This window comes from Chryseobacterium soldanellicola, assembly GCF_900100115.1.
Classification (GTDB): domain Bacteria; phylum Bacteroidota; class Bacteroidia; order Flavobacteriales; family Weeksellaceae; genus Chryseobacterium; species Chryseobacterium soldanellicola.
The window spans coordinates 847,429-866,004 of sequence record NZ_FNKL01000003.1 but is presented as its reverse complement, the minus strand read 5'-3'; the positions used below and the strand labels follow the sequence as shown (position 1 = coordinate 866,004).

General features: G+C 32.4%; 15 protein-coding genes. 7 read left to right on the top strand and 8 right to left on the bottom strand.

Annotated features, from left to right (window positions below):
- Positions 1-39: 39 nt before the first annotated feature.
- From pyk to BLT04_RS13360, 7 genes are all read right to left on the bottom strand, one after another.
- Positions 40-1,485: a pyruvate kinase gene (pyk, locus tag BLT04_RS13390; protein WP_089756283.1), complete on the bottom strand. Its 1,446-nt coding sequence runs from the start codon at positions 1,483-1,485 to the stop codon at positions 40-42.
- On the bottom strand, positions 1,478-1,954 hold the full coding sequence (locus tag BLT04_RS13385) for an IPExxxVDY family protein (RefSeq protein WP_089756282.1): 477 nt from the start codon (positions 1,952-1,954) through the stop codon (positions 1,478-1,480). The genes pyk and BLT04_RS13385 overlap by 8 nt, the downstream gene beginning before the upstream one ends.
- Positions 1,932-2,693, bottom strand: coding sequence for a ribonuclease III (gene rnc, locus BLT04_RS13380; protein WP_089756281.1), 762 nt, complete (start codon positions 2,691-2,693; stop codon positions 1,932-1,934). Before rnc ends, BLT04_RS13385 begins: the two co-directional genes overlap by 23 nt.
- Before the next feature lie 9 nt (positions 2,694-2,702).
- Positions 2,703-3,947, bottom strand: coding sequence for a beta-ketoacyl-ACP synthase II (gene fabF / locus BLT04_RS13375; RefSeq protein ID WP_089756280.1), 1,245 nt, complete (start codon positions 3,945-3,947; stop codon positions 2,703-2,705).
- A 34-nt stretch (positions 3,948-3,981) separates the two neighbouring features.
- Positions 3,982-4,221 (bottom strand): acyl carrier protein, encoded by a 240-nt coding sequence (locus BLT04_RS13370; RefSeq protein ID WP_002976354.1) that lies wholly within the window; start codon positions 4,219-4,221, stop codon positions 3,982-3,984.
- Between the two features lie 286 nt (positions 4,222-4,507).
- On the bottom strand, positions 4,508-5,398 hold the full coding sequence (locus tag BLT04_RS13365; protein WP_089756279.1) for a helix-turn-helix domain-containing protein: 891 nt from the start codon (positions 5,396-5,398) through the stop codon (positions 4,508-4,510).
- Between the two features lie 75 nt (positions 5,399-5,473).
- Positions 5,474-6,298, bottom strand: a complete 825-nt coding sequence (locus BLT04_RS13360) for an SDR family NAD(P)-dependent oxidoreductase (protein WP_089756278.1) — start codon at positions 6,296-6,298, stop codon at positions 5,474-5,476.
- A 228-nt stretch (positions 6,299-6,526) separates the two neighbouring features.
- Between BLT04_RS13360 and BLT04_RS13355 the strand changes: the two genes are divergently transcribed.
- The 3 genes from BLT04_RS13355 (at position 6,527) to BLT04_RS13345 (ending at position 8,781) form a co-directional block, all read left to right on the top strand.
- Positions 6,527-7,423 (top strand): oxidoreductase, encoded by an 897-nt coding sequence (locus BLT04_RS13355; protein WP_089756277.1) that lies wholly within the window; start codon positions 6,527-6,529, stop codon positions 7,421-7,423.
- Between the two features lie 54 nt (positions 7,424-7,477).
- Complete coding sequence (locus BLT04_RS13350; RefSeq protein ID WP_089756276.1) at positions 7,478-8,284, top strand: helix-turn-helix domain-containing protein; 807 nt, start codon at positions 7,478-7,480, stop codon at positions 8,282-8,284.
- Positions 8,285-8,370: 86 nt separating this feature from the next.
- The gene (locus BLT04_RS13345; RefSeq protein WP_228421949.1) at positions 8,371-8,781 is read left to right on the top strand and encodes a thermonuclease family protein; all 411 of its coding nucleotides are present in this window, start codon (positions 8,371-8,373) and stop codon (positions 8,779-8,781) included.
- A gap of 28 nt (positions 8,782-8,809) precedes the next feature.
- Here BLT04_RS13345 and BLT04_RS13340 read toward each other — a convergent pair whose 3' ends face one another.
- Positions 8,810-10,732 (bottom strand): LTA synthase family protein, encoded by a 1,923-nt coding sequence (locus BLT04_RS13340; RefSeq protein ID WP_089756274.1) that lies wholly within the window; start codon positions 10,730-10,732, stop codon positions 8,810-8,812.
- 340 nt (positions 10,733-11,072) lie between these two features.
- Between BLT04_RS13340 and BLT04_RS19055 the strand changes: the two genes are divergently transcribed.
- From BLT04_RS19055 to BLT04_RS13325, 4 genes are all read left to right on the top strand, one after another.
- Positions 11,073-11,861 (top strand): phage integrase SAM-like domain-containing protein, encoded by a 789-nt coding sequence (locus BLT04_RS19055; RefSeq protein WP_228421948.1) that lies wholly within the window; start codon positions 11,073-11,075, stop codon positions 11,859-11,861.
- Positions 11,858-12,313, top strand: coding sequence for a tyrosine-type recombinase/integrase (locus BLT04_RS19050; protein WP_228421947.1), 456 nt, complete (start codon positions 11,858-11,860; stop codon positions 12,311-12,313). Before BLT04_RS19055 ends, BLT04_RS19050 begins: the two co-directional genes overlap by 4 nt.
- A 15-nt stretch (positions 12,314-12,328) precedes the next feature.
- On the top strand, positions 12,329-13,063 hold the full coding sequence (locus BLT04_RS13330; RefSeq protein WP_089756273.1) for a hypothetical protein: 735 nt from the start codon (positions 12,329-12,331) through the stop codon (positions 13,061-13,063).
- A gap of 134 nt (positions 13,064-13,197) precedes the next feature.
- Complete coding sequence (locus BLT04_RS13325) at positions 13,198-18,378, top strand: AAA family ATPase (RefSeq protein ID WP_089756272.1); 5,181 nt, start codon at positions 13,198-13,200, stop codon at positions 18,376-18,378.
- Positions 18,379-18,576: the final 198 nt, after the last annotated feature.

Sequence of the window (18,576 nt, the reverse complement as noted above, 5' to 3'; positions counted from 1 at the left end):
CTCCCGATATTCTCGGGAGTTTTTATTTTATAATTGAGATTAAACTGTTGTTAATCTTAATGTATTTGTTTTGCCACCTTCGTATGATGGTGTAGCGTTGATATTGATGACGAAATCTCCGGTTTCAATATAACCATGATTGTGCGTCAACATATTTACCTGAATAATTGTTTCATCAGTAGGTTTTTTCATGTCATAATAATACGCATGAACGCCCCAAAGAAGATTCAACATCGTAATAACTCTCTTATTGCCACTGTAAACAATAATGTGAGAATTCGGTCTGTGAGCCGCAAGCTGGAAAGCTGTATATCCTGAATGCGTTAACGTAACAATCGCAGCAACGTTCGTTGTTTTTGCAATTCTTACCGCAGCAAGGCATACTCTGTTTGTGATAAATCTGTCATCAATACAGTTGTAATCTTTCTCAATCGGTTCATTTTTATGTTGATAAAAACTTGTTTTTTCGATATTTTGTACAATTTTAGCCATATTTTCGACTACCTGTACAGGATATCTGCCTACTGAGGTTTCTCCTGAAAGCATCACGGCATCAGCACCATCTAATACAGAGTTGGCAACGTCATTTACTTCCGCTCTTGTTGGCGTTAAGCTGTTGATCATTGTTTCCATCATCTGAGTGGCAATAATTACCGGCTTAGAATAGAATCTTGCTTTTTCAACCAATGTTTTCTGGATTGCAGGAACTTCTTCCATTGGAACTTCAACACCGAGATCTCCACGGGCAACCATTAATCCGTCGCATTCTAATAGGATTTCATCGATATTTTTTACCCCTTCAGGTTTTTCAATTTTCGCAATAATCGGAATCTTGAATTTACCGTTCGGATGTGTTTTAATAAGTTCTTTTAAGTCAATAATGTCCTGTGCGTGACGTACGAAAGAAAGCGCGATCCAGTCTACTTCCATGTCAAGCATGAAGTTGGCGTCCTGAATATCTTTTTCCGTTAAAGCAGGAAGAGAAACGTTTGTATTCGGAAGGTTTACCCCTTTTTTAGAACTTAACGGTCCCCCTTGAATCGTCTTCGCTTTTACAATATCTTTTTCGTTAGTTTCTATTACTTCTAAAACTAATTTACCGTCATCAATAAGGATTCTTTCCCCAACTTTTACGTCCTGAGGAAATTGCTGGTACGTCATATAGACTTTCGTAGAATCTCCCTCAATTTTTTCATTCGTGAAGGTAAGGATGTCTCCAGGATTTAGATAAGAACCTTCTTTCACTACACCTACTCTCAGTTTTGGACCTTGTAAATCTCCCAAAATACCTACAGAAAACCCATATTCTTTATTAAGTTCTCTGATAATTTCCATATTTGAGCGAACCAAGTCGTAGTCTGCGTGTGAAAAATTTATTCTAAAAACATCAACACCTGCTCTCATTAACCCTAACATTACTTCCTTCGACGATGAAGCCGGTCCAAGTGTTGCGATAATTTTTGTCTTCTTTAAATACTTATTCATAATACTGGATAATTTGATAAAGCTCTTCATCAGAACTTAGTGTGTAATCTTGAATTGGAAAGACAAGATTTTCAGGGAGCAAAATTACGGAAAAATCATGAAACTGTTCCGAACTATGCAAAATATATTGTACTTCTACCTGATTATTTAATAAAAATTTAATGTTTTCTTCTTCTGAGAAGAGTTCAGTCTGTGGTTTTTTTTGTTTACTTTCAGAAGATTTGTTTGAAATGAAAGTAAAACAGGTTTTTGTAAACTTATGGTAAGCTTCAAATCTTGGAAAATAATAGTCAAAATAAGCCCCATTGAAGATCAGATCTTTCTTTCTTGAAAATTTAAGGTCGCTGTTATTTTGATTTACATGATAGAAAAACTCATGATCGGGTATATTTTTTGCTAATCTTACCAATCCTATGGCAATATCTTCAAATTCTATATCGTCTAGGTCATAAAGTTTTTGAATTTCCAAGTATATTTTCTTTTTTGTTTAAAATATAAAATGCCCTCTGCGCTGCCTTTTCTTCTGCTTTTTTCTTGGAAGTTTCCGTCGCATTCGCGATTTTTTCGTCAGAAAGCCAAACGTGGCAACGAAAAACGATTGCTTTATTTACCTGTACTTCTTCGCAAGTTTCGTACTTTATATTTACTTTTTTCTTCTGGCTCCATTCCAGCAGAAGACCTTTATAGCTTACAATTTTATTTTCAAGCTTGTTAATTTCGGAAGGCGTAAGCAATCTTTCCAAAATAATCCTTTTGCAGGTATCATAATGGAAATCAAGATAAACAGCACCGATCAAAGCTTCTAATAAATTTCCGGAAATATTTTCACCCAACGCTACAGAACCTTGTTTTTGTAAAAGGTCAGTAAGCTTTAGGTCTTCTCCTAATTTATTAAGATTTTTCCTGTTAACAATCTTAGATTTCATCTGCGTCAGATATCCTTCATTGGCCTGGGGATATGCCTGAAACAAATGACAAGAAATGACTGTACCCAAAACAGAGTCTCCCAAAAATTCAAGTCTTTCGTAATTACTGTCCTGATTTTTAGAAGAGGTTTTTAATGAAAAAGCCTCACGGTAAAGAGCAATATTTTGCACCTCAGCGCCTAACATTTTATTGAGTTTCGTGCTGAGGAAGAAATCTCTCTCCGTTAATTTTCTTTTTCTGTTTTTGAGAAGGAATTTAGAAAAGTATTTCTGTAACTCCATTCATTGAATTTAGATTTTCGTAAATAGAACGCAAGCGTTATGCCCACCAAACCCAAAAGTATTGCTCATGGCTACTTTCACATCTTTCTTCACAGCGTCATTGAATGTAAAATTCAGTCTGCTGTCAATATTTTCATCATCAGTAAAATGGTTAATGGTAGGAGGAACAATACCATGAATAATCGTTCCCAACGCAGCAATAGCTTCAATAACTCCGGCGGCACCCAAAAGGTGACCTGTCATTGATTTTGTAGAATTAATCTGAATGTCAAAAGCGTGCTCGCCTAGTAATTTTGAAATGGCATTAGATTCTGCAATGTCTCCTAATGGAGTAGACGTCCCATGCATATTGATGTGATCTACTTCATCAGCAGTTAACCCTGCATCTTCCAAGCAATTTTTCATTACTAAATAAGCTCCTAAGCCTTCAGGATGAGGGGCTGTCATGTGATGTGCATCTGCACTCAGACCGCCACCTTTTAATTCTGCATAAATTGTAGCACCACGTTTTACGGCGTGCTCATATTCTTCAAGAATGATGGATCCTGCTCCTTCGCCTAGTACAAAGCCATCTCTGTCTTTGTCGAAAGGTCTTGAAGCTGTTTTCGGATCGTCGTTTCTTGTAGAAAGTGCCATCATTGCATTGAATCCACCGACACCACTTGCTGTAACGGCTGCTTCAGAGCCTCCACATACAATCACGTCTGCTTTTCCCAACTGGATCAGCATTTTGGAATCAATTAAAGCATTTGCAGAAGACGCACATGCAGAAACAGTTGTGTAATTCGGACCATGGAAACCATACTCGATAGAGATGTGTCCCGGGGTGATGTCCGCAATCATTTTCGGAATAAAAAATGGGTTGAATCTGGGAATTTCGGTATTTGCCCATCCTAAAACTTCTGTTTCAAATGTTTCCAAACCTCCGATTCCTGATCCCCAAATTACTCCGACTCTGTTTTTATCTACATTGTCTTCGATAATTCTTGAGTGTGATACTGCCTCTCGGGCAGCTACCAACCCAAGTTGTGTATTCCGGTCCATTTTTTTTGCTTCTTTCTTATCGAAATGTTGCAGCGGATCGAAATTTTTCACCTCGCAAGCGAATTTAGTTTTAAAGTTTGTGGCATCAAAAAGAGTAATCGGAGCAGCACCGCTCTCACCTTTTAGAAGATTTTCCCAGTATTCTTTTGCATTATTTCCAATTGGTGTTATTGCGCCAAAACCGGTTACAACTACTCTTTTTAATTCCATAAACTTTTTTTAATTTCTTTTTTGTTGAAGAATATTATTTATTTACTACTTCTTCGATATAAGCGATAGCGTGTCCTACAGTAGTAATTTTTTCAGCCTGATCGTCAGGGATTTGAATGTTGAATTCTTTTTCAAATTCCATGATTAGTTCGACTGTATCCAAAGAATCTGCTCCTAAATCGTTCGTGAAGCTAGCTTCCGGAGTTACTTCTGTTTCTTCAACGTCAAGCTTATCAGCGATGATAGCTTTTACTCTTGATGCAATGTCTGACATAGTAAATTATTTTTTTTAATTGTTAGATGGTGCAAATATATAAAATTCTTTACGATAAAACATTTTTTTAGTCTTTTTTGTGGGTAGACTAACTGCATTTTGTAATACGAGGTTTTAGTCTTTTCATATTCAGGGTGTTATATTTTGGTATTTTAGGACCTGCCTTTGATAAAATATATAAATATAAATGATGCCCAAGTTTTATAGTTTAATTAAATAGCTTTATATTTTTGTTGATAGCGGAAATATTAATTTAAATTATTAATGAATTTAAGGTTTAATTATGTTAATTCATTCTCATTTTCCTAAATTCCAGCGGTTTCATTCCTGTCTGCTTTTTAAACAGTCTTGAAAAATAGGAAGTATTTTCAAACCCGAGTTCGTAGGCAATTTCAGAAACGCCTTTTTCACCGATGCGCAGGAGATTTTTGGCTTCAGATATTAAAAATGCATGAATTAATTCCAACGCTGTCTTTCCGGTTTCCTGTTTTAATAAATCGCTTAAATACCTTGGGGAAAGGGAAAGCTGATCGGCAAGCTGGGCTACATTGGGTAAGCCGTGCTCCTGCAATTTACCTTCATTAATGTACTTTTTCAAGGCATCATTAAATTTAGAGGCTGTTTTCCCTACAATTTGAGTGCGATCTATAAATTGTCTTTTATAAAATCTTTGAGCATAGGTTAAAATCGACGAAATATGGCTTAAAATAATTTCCCGGCTGTATTCGTCTGGATTATTTTTATATTCTGCTTCTATTTTATCATGAATATCAAGAATCAGCAGCTCTTCTTTTGGAGAAAGATGCAGGGCTTCTGTGACTTCATAATCAAAATAGCCGTGTTGATCGATGGTTTTATGTAATTCATGCCCGTTCAGATAATCTTCATGGATGAAAAACATAAATCCTCTTTCCTCAAACTGAAGATCTTTCATCTCAATGATTTGTCTGGGTTTGGCGAAAAACATGCTTCCGTTGTCGTGATCGTAAGGCATTCTTCCATACATAAAGACGCCGGACTTTATTTTTTTAAAGGCAATTACATAACAGTCGGTCGTAAATTCCTGATTACCCATCGTACACTCCGACAGGCACCCCAACATACTGAAAAGGGGATGCTCCGGTGCATCCCAATGATTATGTACGTGTAATTCCGTAAGGTTTTTAAAATGTTTCATCTTTTAATAAAGATTTTTTGTCATTCAAATTTAGGCTAAAAATAAATTAATATAATCTTCATAATTTTTATTAAACTAATGACCGTGAGCCTCAATGCTTACTTCTTTCCAGCTTTCAATGTCTTGAAGACGTTTTGTGTAGATTTCATGAATGGCATTGTAGGCGATTTTTCCAAATAATAATCTTTGTGGCGGATTTTGACTGTCAATAATATCTAAAATAGGTTTTACGGTCGCCGCGGGATTTCCCCAGATTTCCTGAGTGTTTGTTGCTTCCGAAAAGGCCTCACGCACAGGATTGTAATCTGTAATATCAGCAGTCGTCTGAAATGCTGACGCCCCTGCCCAGTCTGTTGCATACCCATTTGGTTCTATGAGTGTGGTTTTGATTCCCAAATGGGCGGTTTCTGTTCCAAGCGTTTCAATTAAGCCTTCCACGGCAAATTTTGAAGCATTGTATAAGCTTAATAACGGTAATGTCGTTAATCCTAAAAAGCTGGAAACCTGAATAATATGACCGCTTTTTTGTTTTCTCATAATCGGCAATACCGCCTGTGCTACCCAAAGAGAACCGAAAAAGTTAGTTTCCATTTGCTCTCTGGCTTGTTCCTCGGTTGTTTCTTCCATAGTTCCGAATAACCCATACCCGGCATTATTGATTAAAACATCTATTCTCCCGAAGTGTTTTTCAATCTTTTCTACGACATCAAATGCTTCTGCGCGGTTGTTTACATCCAATGCTAAAGGAAGAATATTGTCGCCATATTTTGCTTTTAAATCTTCTAAAGCATAGATATTTCTCGCTGTAGCCGCTACTTTATCTCCTCTTTGCAAAAGTGCTTCTGCCCACAATTTTCCAAATCCTTTGGATGCACCGGTAATAAAAACTATTTTACTCATTTTAAATTTTTTGTTTAATTAATGATGCAAAATTACCGGATTGCCAATCAGATTGTTAGTTCATTTCAGCTGAAAAACAGCACAGAAGTACTATTTATAAAATTACGCAATAGGTAAGAATTAATTATTACTAAAAATGACTTTTTCAACAAAGTGTATTTGAGCTTTTCAACAAAACGGATACCTATTGATTTGGCGGAACTTTGTCTCAATAAAATCAATAAAAAAATGAAAAACGTTTGGTTTATCACAGGAAGTTCAAAAGGACTTGGTAAAAGCTTAGTAGAAGCGGTATTATTAAAAGGTGACAATGTCGTAGCGACGGCAAGAGATCCTAAACAATTAAATGATCTGGCGGAACAATATCCGGATCAGTTGCTTGCATTAGAATTGGATGTTCAGAATAAAGAGCAGATTTATTCTACGGTTGAAGAAGCTGTCAATCATTTCGGGAAGATCGATGTTTTGGTCAATAATGCAGGTTTCGGAATTACTGGGGCGGCAGAAGCGTTTACAAACGAACAGGTTAGAAGTCAGCTGGAAGTCAATTTATATGCTCCGATTGAGGTGACAAGAGCGGTTTTACCTTATATGCGTAAAGAACGTTCGGGACATATTCTGCAGATCAGCTCAATTGGCGGAAGAGTAGGAAATGCCGGACTTTCTATTTATCAGGCTGCAAAATTCGGATTAGCAGGTTTTTCTGAATCTTTAAGTAAAGAAGTTGCCCCACTTGGAATTAAAGTAACCTGTATTGAACCAGGAGGTTTCCGTACAGAATGGGCAGGCTCTTCCATGAGTTTTGCTAAAGATATAGAAGGTTACGAAACAACTGTCGGAGGTATAAAAGAACATTTAACTTCAGGGAAATTTCTTCCGATGGGCGATCCAGCGAAAGCGGCAAAAGTGATGATTGATATTGTAAATCATCCGACTCCGCCGTTGCATTTGGTGTTAGGAAGTGAAGCTGCTGCGATTTTAAGAAAAACAGACGAGCAAAGAAAAGAAGAATTCGAAAAATGGATGGATGTAACCATCTCAACAGATCACGATGAAGCCGTCAATATTTTTGAAACCGAATACGGCAAACAATATCTCGCTCATAAAGGCATTGATTTAAAATAATTCTAATCATGAGGCTGTAGATAATGCAGTCTCATTTTATTATATTTGTATTGCATGAAATCAACAAGAGAAAATTTAGGAAACATCGTCTATTCCTGTTATGCCCAAATGAGCAGACAGGGAGAGCATTTTGTTTCTGATCATGTTTTGAGTTATCAGGTTGCAGGAAATTTGATTTTGAATGATGGTTTTAATGAATGTATTTCTGAAAGCGGATCGATACGGTTTTTAAAGAGAAATCAATTGTTGAAATTTACGAAACAGCCGCCACCGAATGAAGAATTTCAGTCGTTATCAATTTATCTTGATCAGCAGATTTTAAAAGATGTTAGCCTTGAATATGGCTTGGTTTCAGAGAAAAAAAGACAAGACAGATCGTTGTTGTTTCTGGAAGCCGATTTGCAGATAAAAATGTTCATGGATTCTCTTTTGATGTATCAATTGTCGGGGAAGCTTTCTGATCCTCGTTTGGCGGAATTAAAAATAAAAGAAGTCATCTTATTATTGCTTCAACAAGATCCGGAATTAAAAGATGTTCTCTTTGACTTTAACGAGCCCGGAAAAATTGATATTGAAGCTTTTATGAATAAAAATTATCATTTTAATGTTAATCTAGACCGTTTCGCATATCTCACAGGAAGAAGCTTGGCAACTTTTAAACGTGATTTTGAAAAAGTCTTTGGTCTGACTCCCGGAAAATGGCTCTTGCAAAAAAGGCTTCAGGAAGCTCATTATCTTTTAGAAAAAGGAAAAATGGCGTCTGACATTTATCTGGATCTGGGTTTTGAAGATCTTTCACATTTTTCATTTGCTTTTAAAAAACTGTATGGGTTGTCGCCAAGTAAAATAATTTCGACTTAATATTAATAATGATAAAAATTCTTTTCATAAGTTGTATTTTTTCTTCTGTTTTAATTTTTTCTCAAATAAAAGCTAAAATTGTAAAGGTGAAAGACGGAGATACCGTTGTCGCTTTATTGTCAGGCAACAAACAGGAAACCTTGAGGCTTGCCGACGTTGACTGCCCCGAAAACGGACAGGCTTTTGGGAAAAATGCAAAACAGTTTACAAGTTCGCAGGTTTTTGGGAAAACCGTTATTTTTTACAGAATAGGAAAAGACAGATACAGAAGGACCCTTGCAAAAATTTTCTACGACGATGAAAAATACTTATCTGCCGAAATCATAAAAGCCGGTTTTGGATGGTGGTATTTTCAAAATTCCAGAAATATAAAGCTGAAGGAATTTGAAACCTTCGCAAAGGAAGAAGAATTGGGTTTATGGTCTGATAAAAATGCGATTGCGCCATGGGATTTCAGAAAAGCTAAGAGAAATAAGCAGAGAAAAGAGATCTTGTAAATGAATTAAGACCTCTTTTTTAATTAAATCAATGTAATTTTCTATTAATTACCCGGTCCATATAGTCCTGATACCAGGCTTTTGATATTAATTTTCCTTTTTCAATTTCAGGATTTTTTACTCTATTAATGAGGTTATTATCGAAGTTTAAATCTTTTTTATCATAGACTCCCGTAAAGTTTTTTCCATCAAAACGATACAAATAATTTCCAATGATAAATTGCTCTGTTCCACCATCTGAATTGACAATTATTGAAGAATATTTTTCAGGGCTTACCAAACTTTTGCCCCAGCTTCTTATTTTTTTATTGTAGCCGATCAAATCTGCTAATGTTGGATAAATATCAATTTGCTGAGCTGTTTCTATATTGACACCTTTTAATTGATATTCCGGATTTGGAGAATAAAAAATAATCGGAACGGCAAAATGGTTCATAGCTTTCTGATATTCGGGATAACAAACTTCATTGGTATGATCTCCGGTGAAGACAAAAATGGTATTGTGAAACCAGGGTTGTTTTTTTGCTGTTTCAAAATATTTACGGATCGAAAAATCTGTATATTGTATAGGTTCATGCATTTCTATTTTTCCTTTTTTAAATTTCCCTTTATACTTTTCAGGGATTTTAAAAGGATGATGAGAAGAAGCGGTAAAAACCGTTGTCATAAAAGGTTGCTTTTTTCCTGTATTTTTTGCAAAATATTGCAGAAACGGTTCGTCCCAGATTGCCCATATTCCATCAAAATCTTTATCATTATTGTATTCGTTTTTTCCAAAATAATGTTTAAAACCGAGAATATTTCCAAAGCCTAAAAAACCCATCGACCCATTCGGCGCGCCGTGATAAAAGGAAGTGTCGTACCCCAAATCATTACAAACGGAAACAATTGATTGTATTTTTTGATTAGAATACGGTGAGCCGGTAAAAGCGTCGGTCAGACTCGGAATTCCAGCCAAAATACTGCTCATCCCATGAATTGACTGTCTTCCATTGGCAAAACTATTCGGAAAAATGAGACTTTCATTGGCAAGGCTGTCTATAAAAGGAGTATAAGAAACATAATCTTTTATATTTTTCTCTTTATTAAATGCACCGGAATATTCACGGCCAAAAGATTCAACGATAAAAATGACAATATTGGGGCGATTGATGATTTTTCTGTGATACAATTTATAAGGCTGAATATTTTTTTCAATAAATTGAGAATCAACAAAATGGACTGCTTTAAAATTATTGGTTCCTAATGTCCTGAAAAAAGAAAAAGTGCTGTTTAAAACCATATTTCCCTGAACAGGATTGATAACAAACCGATTGGCATCAACCATATTAATAGGTCTTGTGCTGTGTTTGAAATCTCCACGAATTCCACCGATAACCAAAACTGTAGTACAACAAATTGTAATTATTGAGCATATGAAATACGGTAATAATTTTAATGGTTTTCGTTCTTTAACGTTAATTTTTTTGTAAAGAAAAATCCAGAGACTCATTAAAACAACAAAAGAAATAATAACAAATGGATGTTGTATTATTGAAATTGTACTTGTTTTTAAAAGATTAGATTCATTTTTTACCACTTGAAAAACAGCGGACGTCAATCTCGTTTGTGAAAACCTGTAATAGATAAAATCTCCAAAGTTCATCAGGTATGCAATTCCATTGGTAATAAAATATAGCCAAAACAAAATTTTTTGATAATATTTTTTTGTATTTATGACTAAAGGAAGTAAGCTTAACAGAATAAACAATGAATTAACATATAAAATTGCTGTAGTATCAAAAGCGATCCCATGAAATGCAAGTCTAAAATAATCAGCTATAGAATCAACTTTTATTAAATCTTTATTGAATTGCCAAAATAGCACCCTCGAAATTTGGTAAAATACATAAGCTAAGAAAATCCGGTACATTAATATCAGAATTTCCTGGATTCTAAATTCTTTTTTCATCAAGACAAAATTATATCAAATGCATTTTGTCAAAATGGATGTTTTATAGGATGTTAAATAACATAAAGAAGTTTTTAATTGATTTTTTTCGTTAAACTTTAAATTAAATATCTTTAAACGATTTAAGCTTGAAAATATTAAAAGAAAAAGAGAATTTGTAATTTACAAATTCTCTTTAGTTTAAAAAGTGGAGTTGGAGGTTTTCGAACCTACTATATTTTAACATATCTCAAAATATGTAATATGTCTATTTATCAATATTTTAGATATATTTGTATAAACTAATATACTTAGTTTTTATATCTAAATATAGAAGAAGTAGCACCTAAACTGGCACCTGATGAACTACACTTTTAAACTTAAGCAACCCAATGGTACAAAGGAATCTTTGATTTATTTCCGTTCTTTTTTCAACAATGAAAATAAGAATTTCATCTATTCTACGGGTGAGAAAATAAAACCAAGCGAATGGGATTTTGAAGGTAGACAACCAAATGACCTGAACGGAAGGACTAAAAGGGCAGAAATTCATCGAAGCGTCAAAATGCAATTAGATCGATACAGTAGTTTCTTTACAGAGATTGTTAATCGATATAAAAACATTAATGAAGAACTTACAGTTGATATTCTTAAACAAAGGTTTGATGAAAAGTTCAAAAAAATTACCGTTAAAAGTGATTTCTTTAGAATTTATCAGGAGTTTTTAGATGAGAAGGAAAACGACTATACTGGGAATTCAATTTCAAACTCAACTTTAAAGCGGTATAAATGTAATAAGAATCTACTTGAGGATTTTGAAAGCAATTGTAAAGTAAAGATTACTCTGGGAAAATTTGATGATAAACTTTATAATAGGTTTTTAAAGTATTGTATTGATGAAAAAAAGCATTCTGCAAATACATTACATAGAAATGTCGGTTTGCTCAAAACTTTTCTTCTTTGGGCTCTCAATAAAAAATATACGTACAATAACAATTTTATTACTTTTAAAAAACCTGCGAAATTCACAACTGATGAAATAGCTTTAAATTATGAACAAGTTGAGCTCATATACAATTACGACTTCAGTGATAACAAAAGATTGGAAAGGGTACGTGACCTTTTGTTTTTGGATGCACTACAGGAATGAGGTTTGGCAATTACAGTACGATTTCAAGAATTGATGTTGATGGTAATTTCATACGTGTCATTGATTTAAAAAGTAAATCTAAAAACTTAGCAATTCCTTTAAACAGCATTTCTAGATCAATTCTGGAAAAGTATGATTATAATCTTCCAAGTATTACAAATCAAAAGATGAATGAATATATCAAAGAGGTTTTTAAAAAGTTGGAATTTACTGATGAAATAAAGAAGACTATGAAGTATGGTGATGAACTGGTAGACCAAAAAGCTGAGTTTTGGACAAGAATTTCCACACACACTGCAAGAAGAAGTTTCATCACTATAATGAAGAACAAACGAGTTCCGGATAAAGTAATTATGAGTTACACTGGTCATACTAGTCTGGAGGTCTTTAATGCTTATTATAGACCAAGCGAAGATGATAAGATCAACTATATGAATGAGGTTTTTAAATAATCACTAATTTAGATTATGGATCAAAAAAAGCTTTACGGACGTTGGAACCTTTGGGAAGAATTTGTTGGTTATCCTATGATGATTTATCATTTGATAAAACGAGAAAAGATTCAGGAGCGGTTGCAACGGAGAATTGAAAAAGCCAAGCAAAAATCCTCTAAAATTGTTCTCAATGAAAAATTGAGGAATGAGTTCTTGATTAGATATGAAAAGTTAGACAACTTCTTCAGTTTTCATTTCAAAGATATTGATGAATCAAGAAATCACAATTTTGAAGAAAAGATCCAATACTGTTTGGATCAATATAAAAAAGAATCAAACAGCCTGTTAACTTCAAGTAATCTGATGAAATTGCAGGGCAATTTTTTAAGTGGTGCCGAAACTACACTTTTTCTATATTTCGCCTTAAAACACAAAACAAATAGAGAAATTAGTTTATCAGATATTATGATTGGTGATAACAGTTTTAAAATTTTCCTCGCTTTTTTAAAAGACAAAAAATTCATCGATGAAAATCACAACCTGCTGGTAGATCAGAAATCTTCATTTATAAGAATTCACCGTTTTCTAAAAGACAATCATATAATCAATCCAGATCTTCAAGATACTACAATAATCGAGGCTATGGAAAATGAATATAACACCAATTTTGATAAAGGAACATTTTCACGGGCAATAACTGTGAAACCTAATGATTTTGAGGAGACTCTATATCAAGAATTATCTAAATTGCTTAATATAGAGTATTAAATTTGAGGAATTTGTTACTTGAATAAGTATTTTATAATCAATATATTACATGCGATTAAGTATTATGCACAATCCTACCCAAACACCTCGGAAAAAATTGTAAATTTGAAAAAACTATATACTACTGAAACTAAATGAATGTACTCAACCAATACATAGCCTTTCTAAAAGAATATAAAAAATTACTCGAAAGAGGTGTGAAAGACGTATTAAATTCGACTGTTTCGAGCAACTTTATTTGGAACAATGAAATTGATACCTTCATTAATGCAGGTATCTGTGAATCTACATTAACAGACATTTTTACGTCTAAATTCACGAAACAGTCTTTAATTTTTTCACTAGAAAAACCTCTAAAGCCCAACATAAATATTCCATACAAGTTTGCAGAAATTATTAAATTCGACGAAGCCAAAAACAAGTTTGAGAGCATAAATGACAATGAAGAAGAAATTCTTGACTTTCAAAGTTCAACAGAAGGTAAAGTTGAAATAGAAAAGTTAAAAAAGTTTAAGAAAAACAAAGAAGTTTATTCAAAGCTGTATAGAGCATATAACGATATAAAAAATGATTCAAATTTAGAAATTGTTTTAAGCGTTGGATTTGTACAATACTCAAAACTCAATAATAATGGAAATTTATCAAAAACCAATCAACATCTATTTCATTTTCCATTATCACTAGATATTGATTCAAATAATGTTGTGAAAATTTCATTTTCAGACTTGGAGAATCCATATGCAGACTTTTTCTTTCTCAATAATACACCCATTGAAAAAGAAGTATTATCGAATATCATTGATAGATTTGAAGAACGAATTACAGAATTAGGCTACGAATTTATTTTTGAAAATGATTTTAAAGATTTAATAGCAAAAGCACTTCAAAAGATTTCTAGTAATTCCGATTTTGAAAATACTATTTATAGACCTGAAAGGGACTATTTCAGAGAGGATTATTTTAAAATTTCATTTTCTCCCTCAATAAATATCAAACAACGAAAACCTCGATTTTTTGAAAAATTAACAGATTCAATTATTAAGTATAGTGAAGAAAATGAAGTAGAAGCAAAATTGTTTAATCTATTAGTTAGAAATCCTGAATCATCAGGAAACAATTCCTATACTAAATCAAACTATTTCAAAGACGAACTTTTTGAAACTCATAAAGCAAAAACCCAAAATCTAAACGGAGAGGAAGATTTTTCTGTATTCTTTCCACTTCCATTCAATAAAGAGCAAAAACAGATTTATGAAAACTATTTAAAAAACAGGCTAACTGTAGTAACTGGACCTCCCGGAACAGGAAAATCACATACAATTGTAAACATACTTTGTTCTTTATTGGCACAAGGTAAAAGAGTTCTTGTTACCGCTCAAACAGACAAGGCTTTAGAGTCATTATTAGATAAGATTCCGGAAACATTTGATGATTTAATTTTTACAAAAATTCAATTAGAAACAAATCAAAATCGGTTCTCTTTAGAAAAAAGCATTGGAAACATTTCTAAAATTTTAACCGATAGTTTCTACCTAAATGTTGAATCCAAGATTGAAGAATTAGACAGTTTAAAAGCTGAGTATATAAAACTTAAATCTGAAATCATTCAAGCTCTGGAAAAAGAATATACCCAAGTTAAAATCAATGATTCTTTTGACGGTTTGAGAGCATATCAAATAGTTGAGAAGTTTGAATCGAAAAACCCTGAAGAATGGAATTGGATTCAAGATGAACTTACCGACGAAGAGCTTTCTAACTTTGAATTAATTAGACAAGAAATATTGAAATTTAAACAATTGTCAGATACCGAAATACGGTATAGTAATTCTTTAGATATTGATATTTCTACAGTTTTGGACAAATTAGAGAATTTTGATTTTAAAAACTTCCTATTACTTCAAGAAAATTATACAAAGCAATTAAATCACTTAGGTCTAACAGAATTTTCAAAAGATAAAGTATTAAAAATAAAATTAGAAAAGATAAGAGAAATTGCAAGCGAGTTTTCAACTTCTGATATTGTTCTTAAAAACATAAAAGAGTTAGAACAGATTCAAAAACAAATTAATTCACACATTTCACAAGAAAATCGGACAGCTAATAAAACTTTTAGTGACCTTGTACAAAACGGAACAAAATATCTTTTAGATATAGAAACCTATTTGTCATTTGCTGAAAATGGCAAAGCTGGATTTTTAACAAGACTTGCAAACTCAAATTTCAAACAAGTTTTATATTTAGAACAGTTCACCATTAACGGTAAAAAGTGTAATAATAAAAATGAAATATTACAGCTAAAATCGCTAATTGAAGACCTTGTTATCGTCAATAATAACTTCAATTTATTGAAGCAAAATGGATACTTATTCTCATTTGATGACAATTCCAATTTGATCGAAAAATATAAAGTTTTAAATGATGTTCTAAAGAAAGTAGAAATTAACAAAAATGTTGTTTCACAAATACAGTTTAATTCTGATTTTATCAATCTTTCAGAATACAGCCAGATTAACTTATTCAATATTGATGAATTAGCACGAAAAGCAATTTTATTAAAAGATGATTTTGAAAAACTACAAAATTTGAACAATAAGTTAAATGAGCAAAAACAAGTTCTTCAGAATATTGACAACGTTATAGAACAATCTACAATTAAAGTAATTTTCTCAGAATTTTTGCCTGTTAATAAAATTGTTGATGTTCAAAAATTTGAACATATAAAAATTAAGTTTTTAGAAATCGGTAAGCAAATTGAAATTGAGCAAACTTTTATCAATTTAAAGAAGTATCTAAATAAATTAATTCCTAATACTTTTGATTCACTTAATAAGGTTTCCAATCATTATATTTCAAAAGAAAATTTTGAATATGCTTCTGCAAATGAGTTTATAAAACAGGCTGAATTTATAGACTTACAAAAATGCAAAGAAGAATTGTCTTTTATCAACAAAAAAATATTTCAAATCAAATGCGATATTTTGTTTGACTTAGCTAAATCAAATTTCAAGAATAAATTTGAAAAAGATGAAGTTGATTCTTTCATAAATCTTTTGGAAGAATATAAGTACAATCTTTCTCAAAGTGTTAGAAAAATTCGTAACCAAACTCAATATCAAATCTTAACCCGCAAAAATAGCATTGATATTAGTAAGCGATTATCTTGCTGGGTTATGAAATTCAATGATGTTTTGAACTCTGTAGGAAAGGAACCTGAAATTTTTGATTGTGTCATCGTTGATGAAGCAAGTCAATTAGATTTCAACAGTCTGATTTTAAGTTATTATGCCGAAAATATGATAATTGTTGGAGATGACAAACAAACCTCTCCAAGCAGTTTAACAGGTGCGGATGGAAATGATTTTGAATCTATAAAAAACAAACATCTGAAATTTTTAGGTGCAAATGCTCTTCATATCAAAAGTGATAATAGTTTGTTTATGCTTTCTAAAATGATAGCAGGAACCTCTAACTTAACACTAAGAGAACATTTTAGATGTGTGCCCGAAATAATTGAATTTTCAAAAAGAGAATTTTATGACAATTCACTAAGACCGCTAAAGCAGATTAATTCAAACAGACTACCTCCAAAAGAAACTTTTTTTGTACAAGATGCTTTTACCGAGGATAAAATCGTTCACAAAGAAATTCAAGAAATCAAGAAGTTTCTACAAAGAATTCTAAAAGATGATCAGTATGCTAATAAATCGATTGGTGTAGTTAGTTTGGGAACTGTAAACCATACAGAAAAACTTAAAGATATAAAAGAAGATTTAGCAAATGAATTTGGAAAAGAAAAAATAGATAAACATAAACTTATTATTGAGGATTCTCCGAAATTTCAAGGAGATGAAAGAGATGTAATGATAGTTTCACTTGGTGTAGCATTGGATTTTCAAAAACTGAAAGATAACCAAAATGCAAAACCAAGAGCTATTATAAGCAGTCAGGACGAGTTTAAGAAAATAAATGTTGCTTTAAGTAGAGCAAGAGAGCAGATGATATTATTTCATTCAGTTAAGTCAGAACATTTACAATCGAGTGATTTTAGAAACAAAATTCTGACTTTCTTTAATGATGAAGTCAAACTTATTGCTCCATTACAGATTGACGATTATATTATTGAAAGATTCAGGCATAATGTGCCTGAGCCATTTGATAGTTGGTTCGAATATGATATAACAAAATCACTAATTGAAAACGGATATAGTTATATCCAACCTCAATATAATGTAAAAGAATCTGAACTTTTTTATAATCATAAACTGGGGAAACAAGTTTACATAAATTTCAAAATAGATTTAGTTGTTCACAACAATGGAAAAATGATTGCGATTGAGTGTGATGGAGACCCATTTCATTCACTTCCCGAGGATGTCGCCTACGATATAGAAAGGCAAGAATTTTTGGAACGAGTTGGCTGGAAAGTATATCGTGTGCTTTACTCCGCATTTAAGAGAAGTCCGAAAGAAGAAATTGAAAAAATCATCAACTATATTGAAAGGAATACGAAAAAAGACAATTCAATAATTATCCAACAATCTGATGTCGATAACGTTTCAGAAAATGATTTTGATGATTATGAAGAGGTAGATGATAATTCGTCAGATATTTTGCCTGTACACAAATCATATAATGACTTATTAGAAGATGAAGTTTATACCTCAAATTCTTCAATTCAGTCAAATGATAGTGTTAACAAGCATAGACATAAATCATTCATAGATTTGATTGAAGAAGATTTGGAAGGATCCAATCAAGTAGATTTATTTTCTAGCGAAAGTAAAATTCTTTGTTATTTCAATCTTTTCAACGATAACTCATATAAGATTCAAGAGTATTCGGATGAGAGTAGTTTATATTCCTTACCTATTGAAGAAAAATATAAAAATGGATTTCTTTTACAATGCTACGACAATGGACATATAAATAAGGTTTATGTGAAATCAATTTTGGATAAAAGAATAAACTATCATTATTCCAATGGAAAAAATCCAAATGCTAAAGTTTTGTATTTAAAACTTATCGAAGAAGATTCTATTATTTCGCTAAAAATAAAACGAGGCTCGGAAACTGTCTTCAAAGCTCATAAGACTGAAAAAATATCGAACAGAGAACTTTTACATTTACAAGGATATAAAGTTGTTTATCAAAATGTTGATAGCATAGAATACAAAGTTTTACCTAAAAATATCTCCCAAAATATACAACGACTTATATTTACAAGTTTTACAGCAGAGGGAAAATCTGTGTGGAATAACTATTATGAAAATGAATGGAATATAATTAAGCGATTTATACCACAATTAAATGAGTAAGAAGAACCGTGTATAATATTGCATTGATAAAATGTAGGGGTTAGCCAAGATGGAAATTTTTGTAATATTCAATTATAACTGCTCTTCAACTCCATAGTTTTTTATAATTTAGTTTCTATTGAAAAGGCATTTGCTCAGCGTAAGCTTTCTATAAATAAACTTCATTCGAATGCGGGTGGAGTACTTAGCTGTTTATTA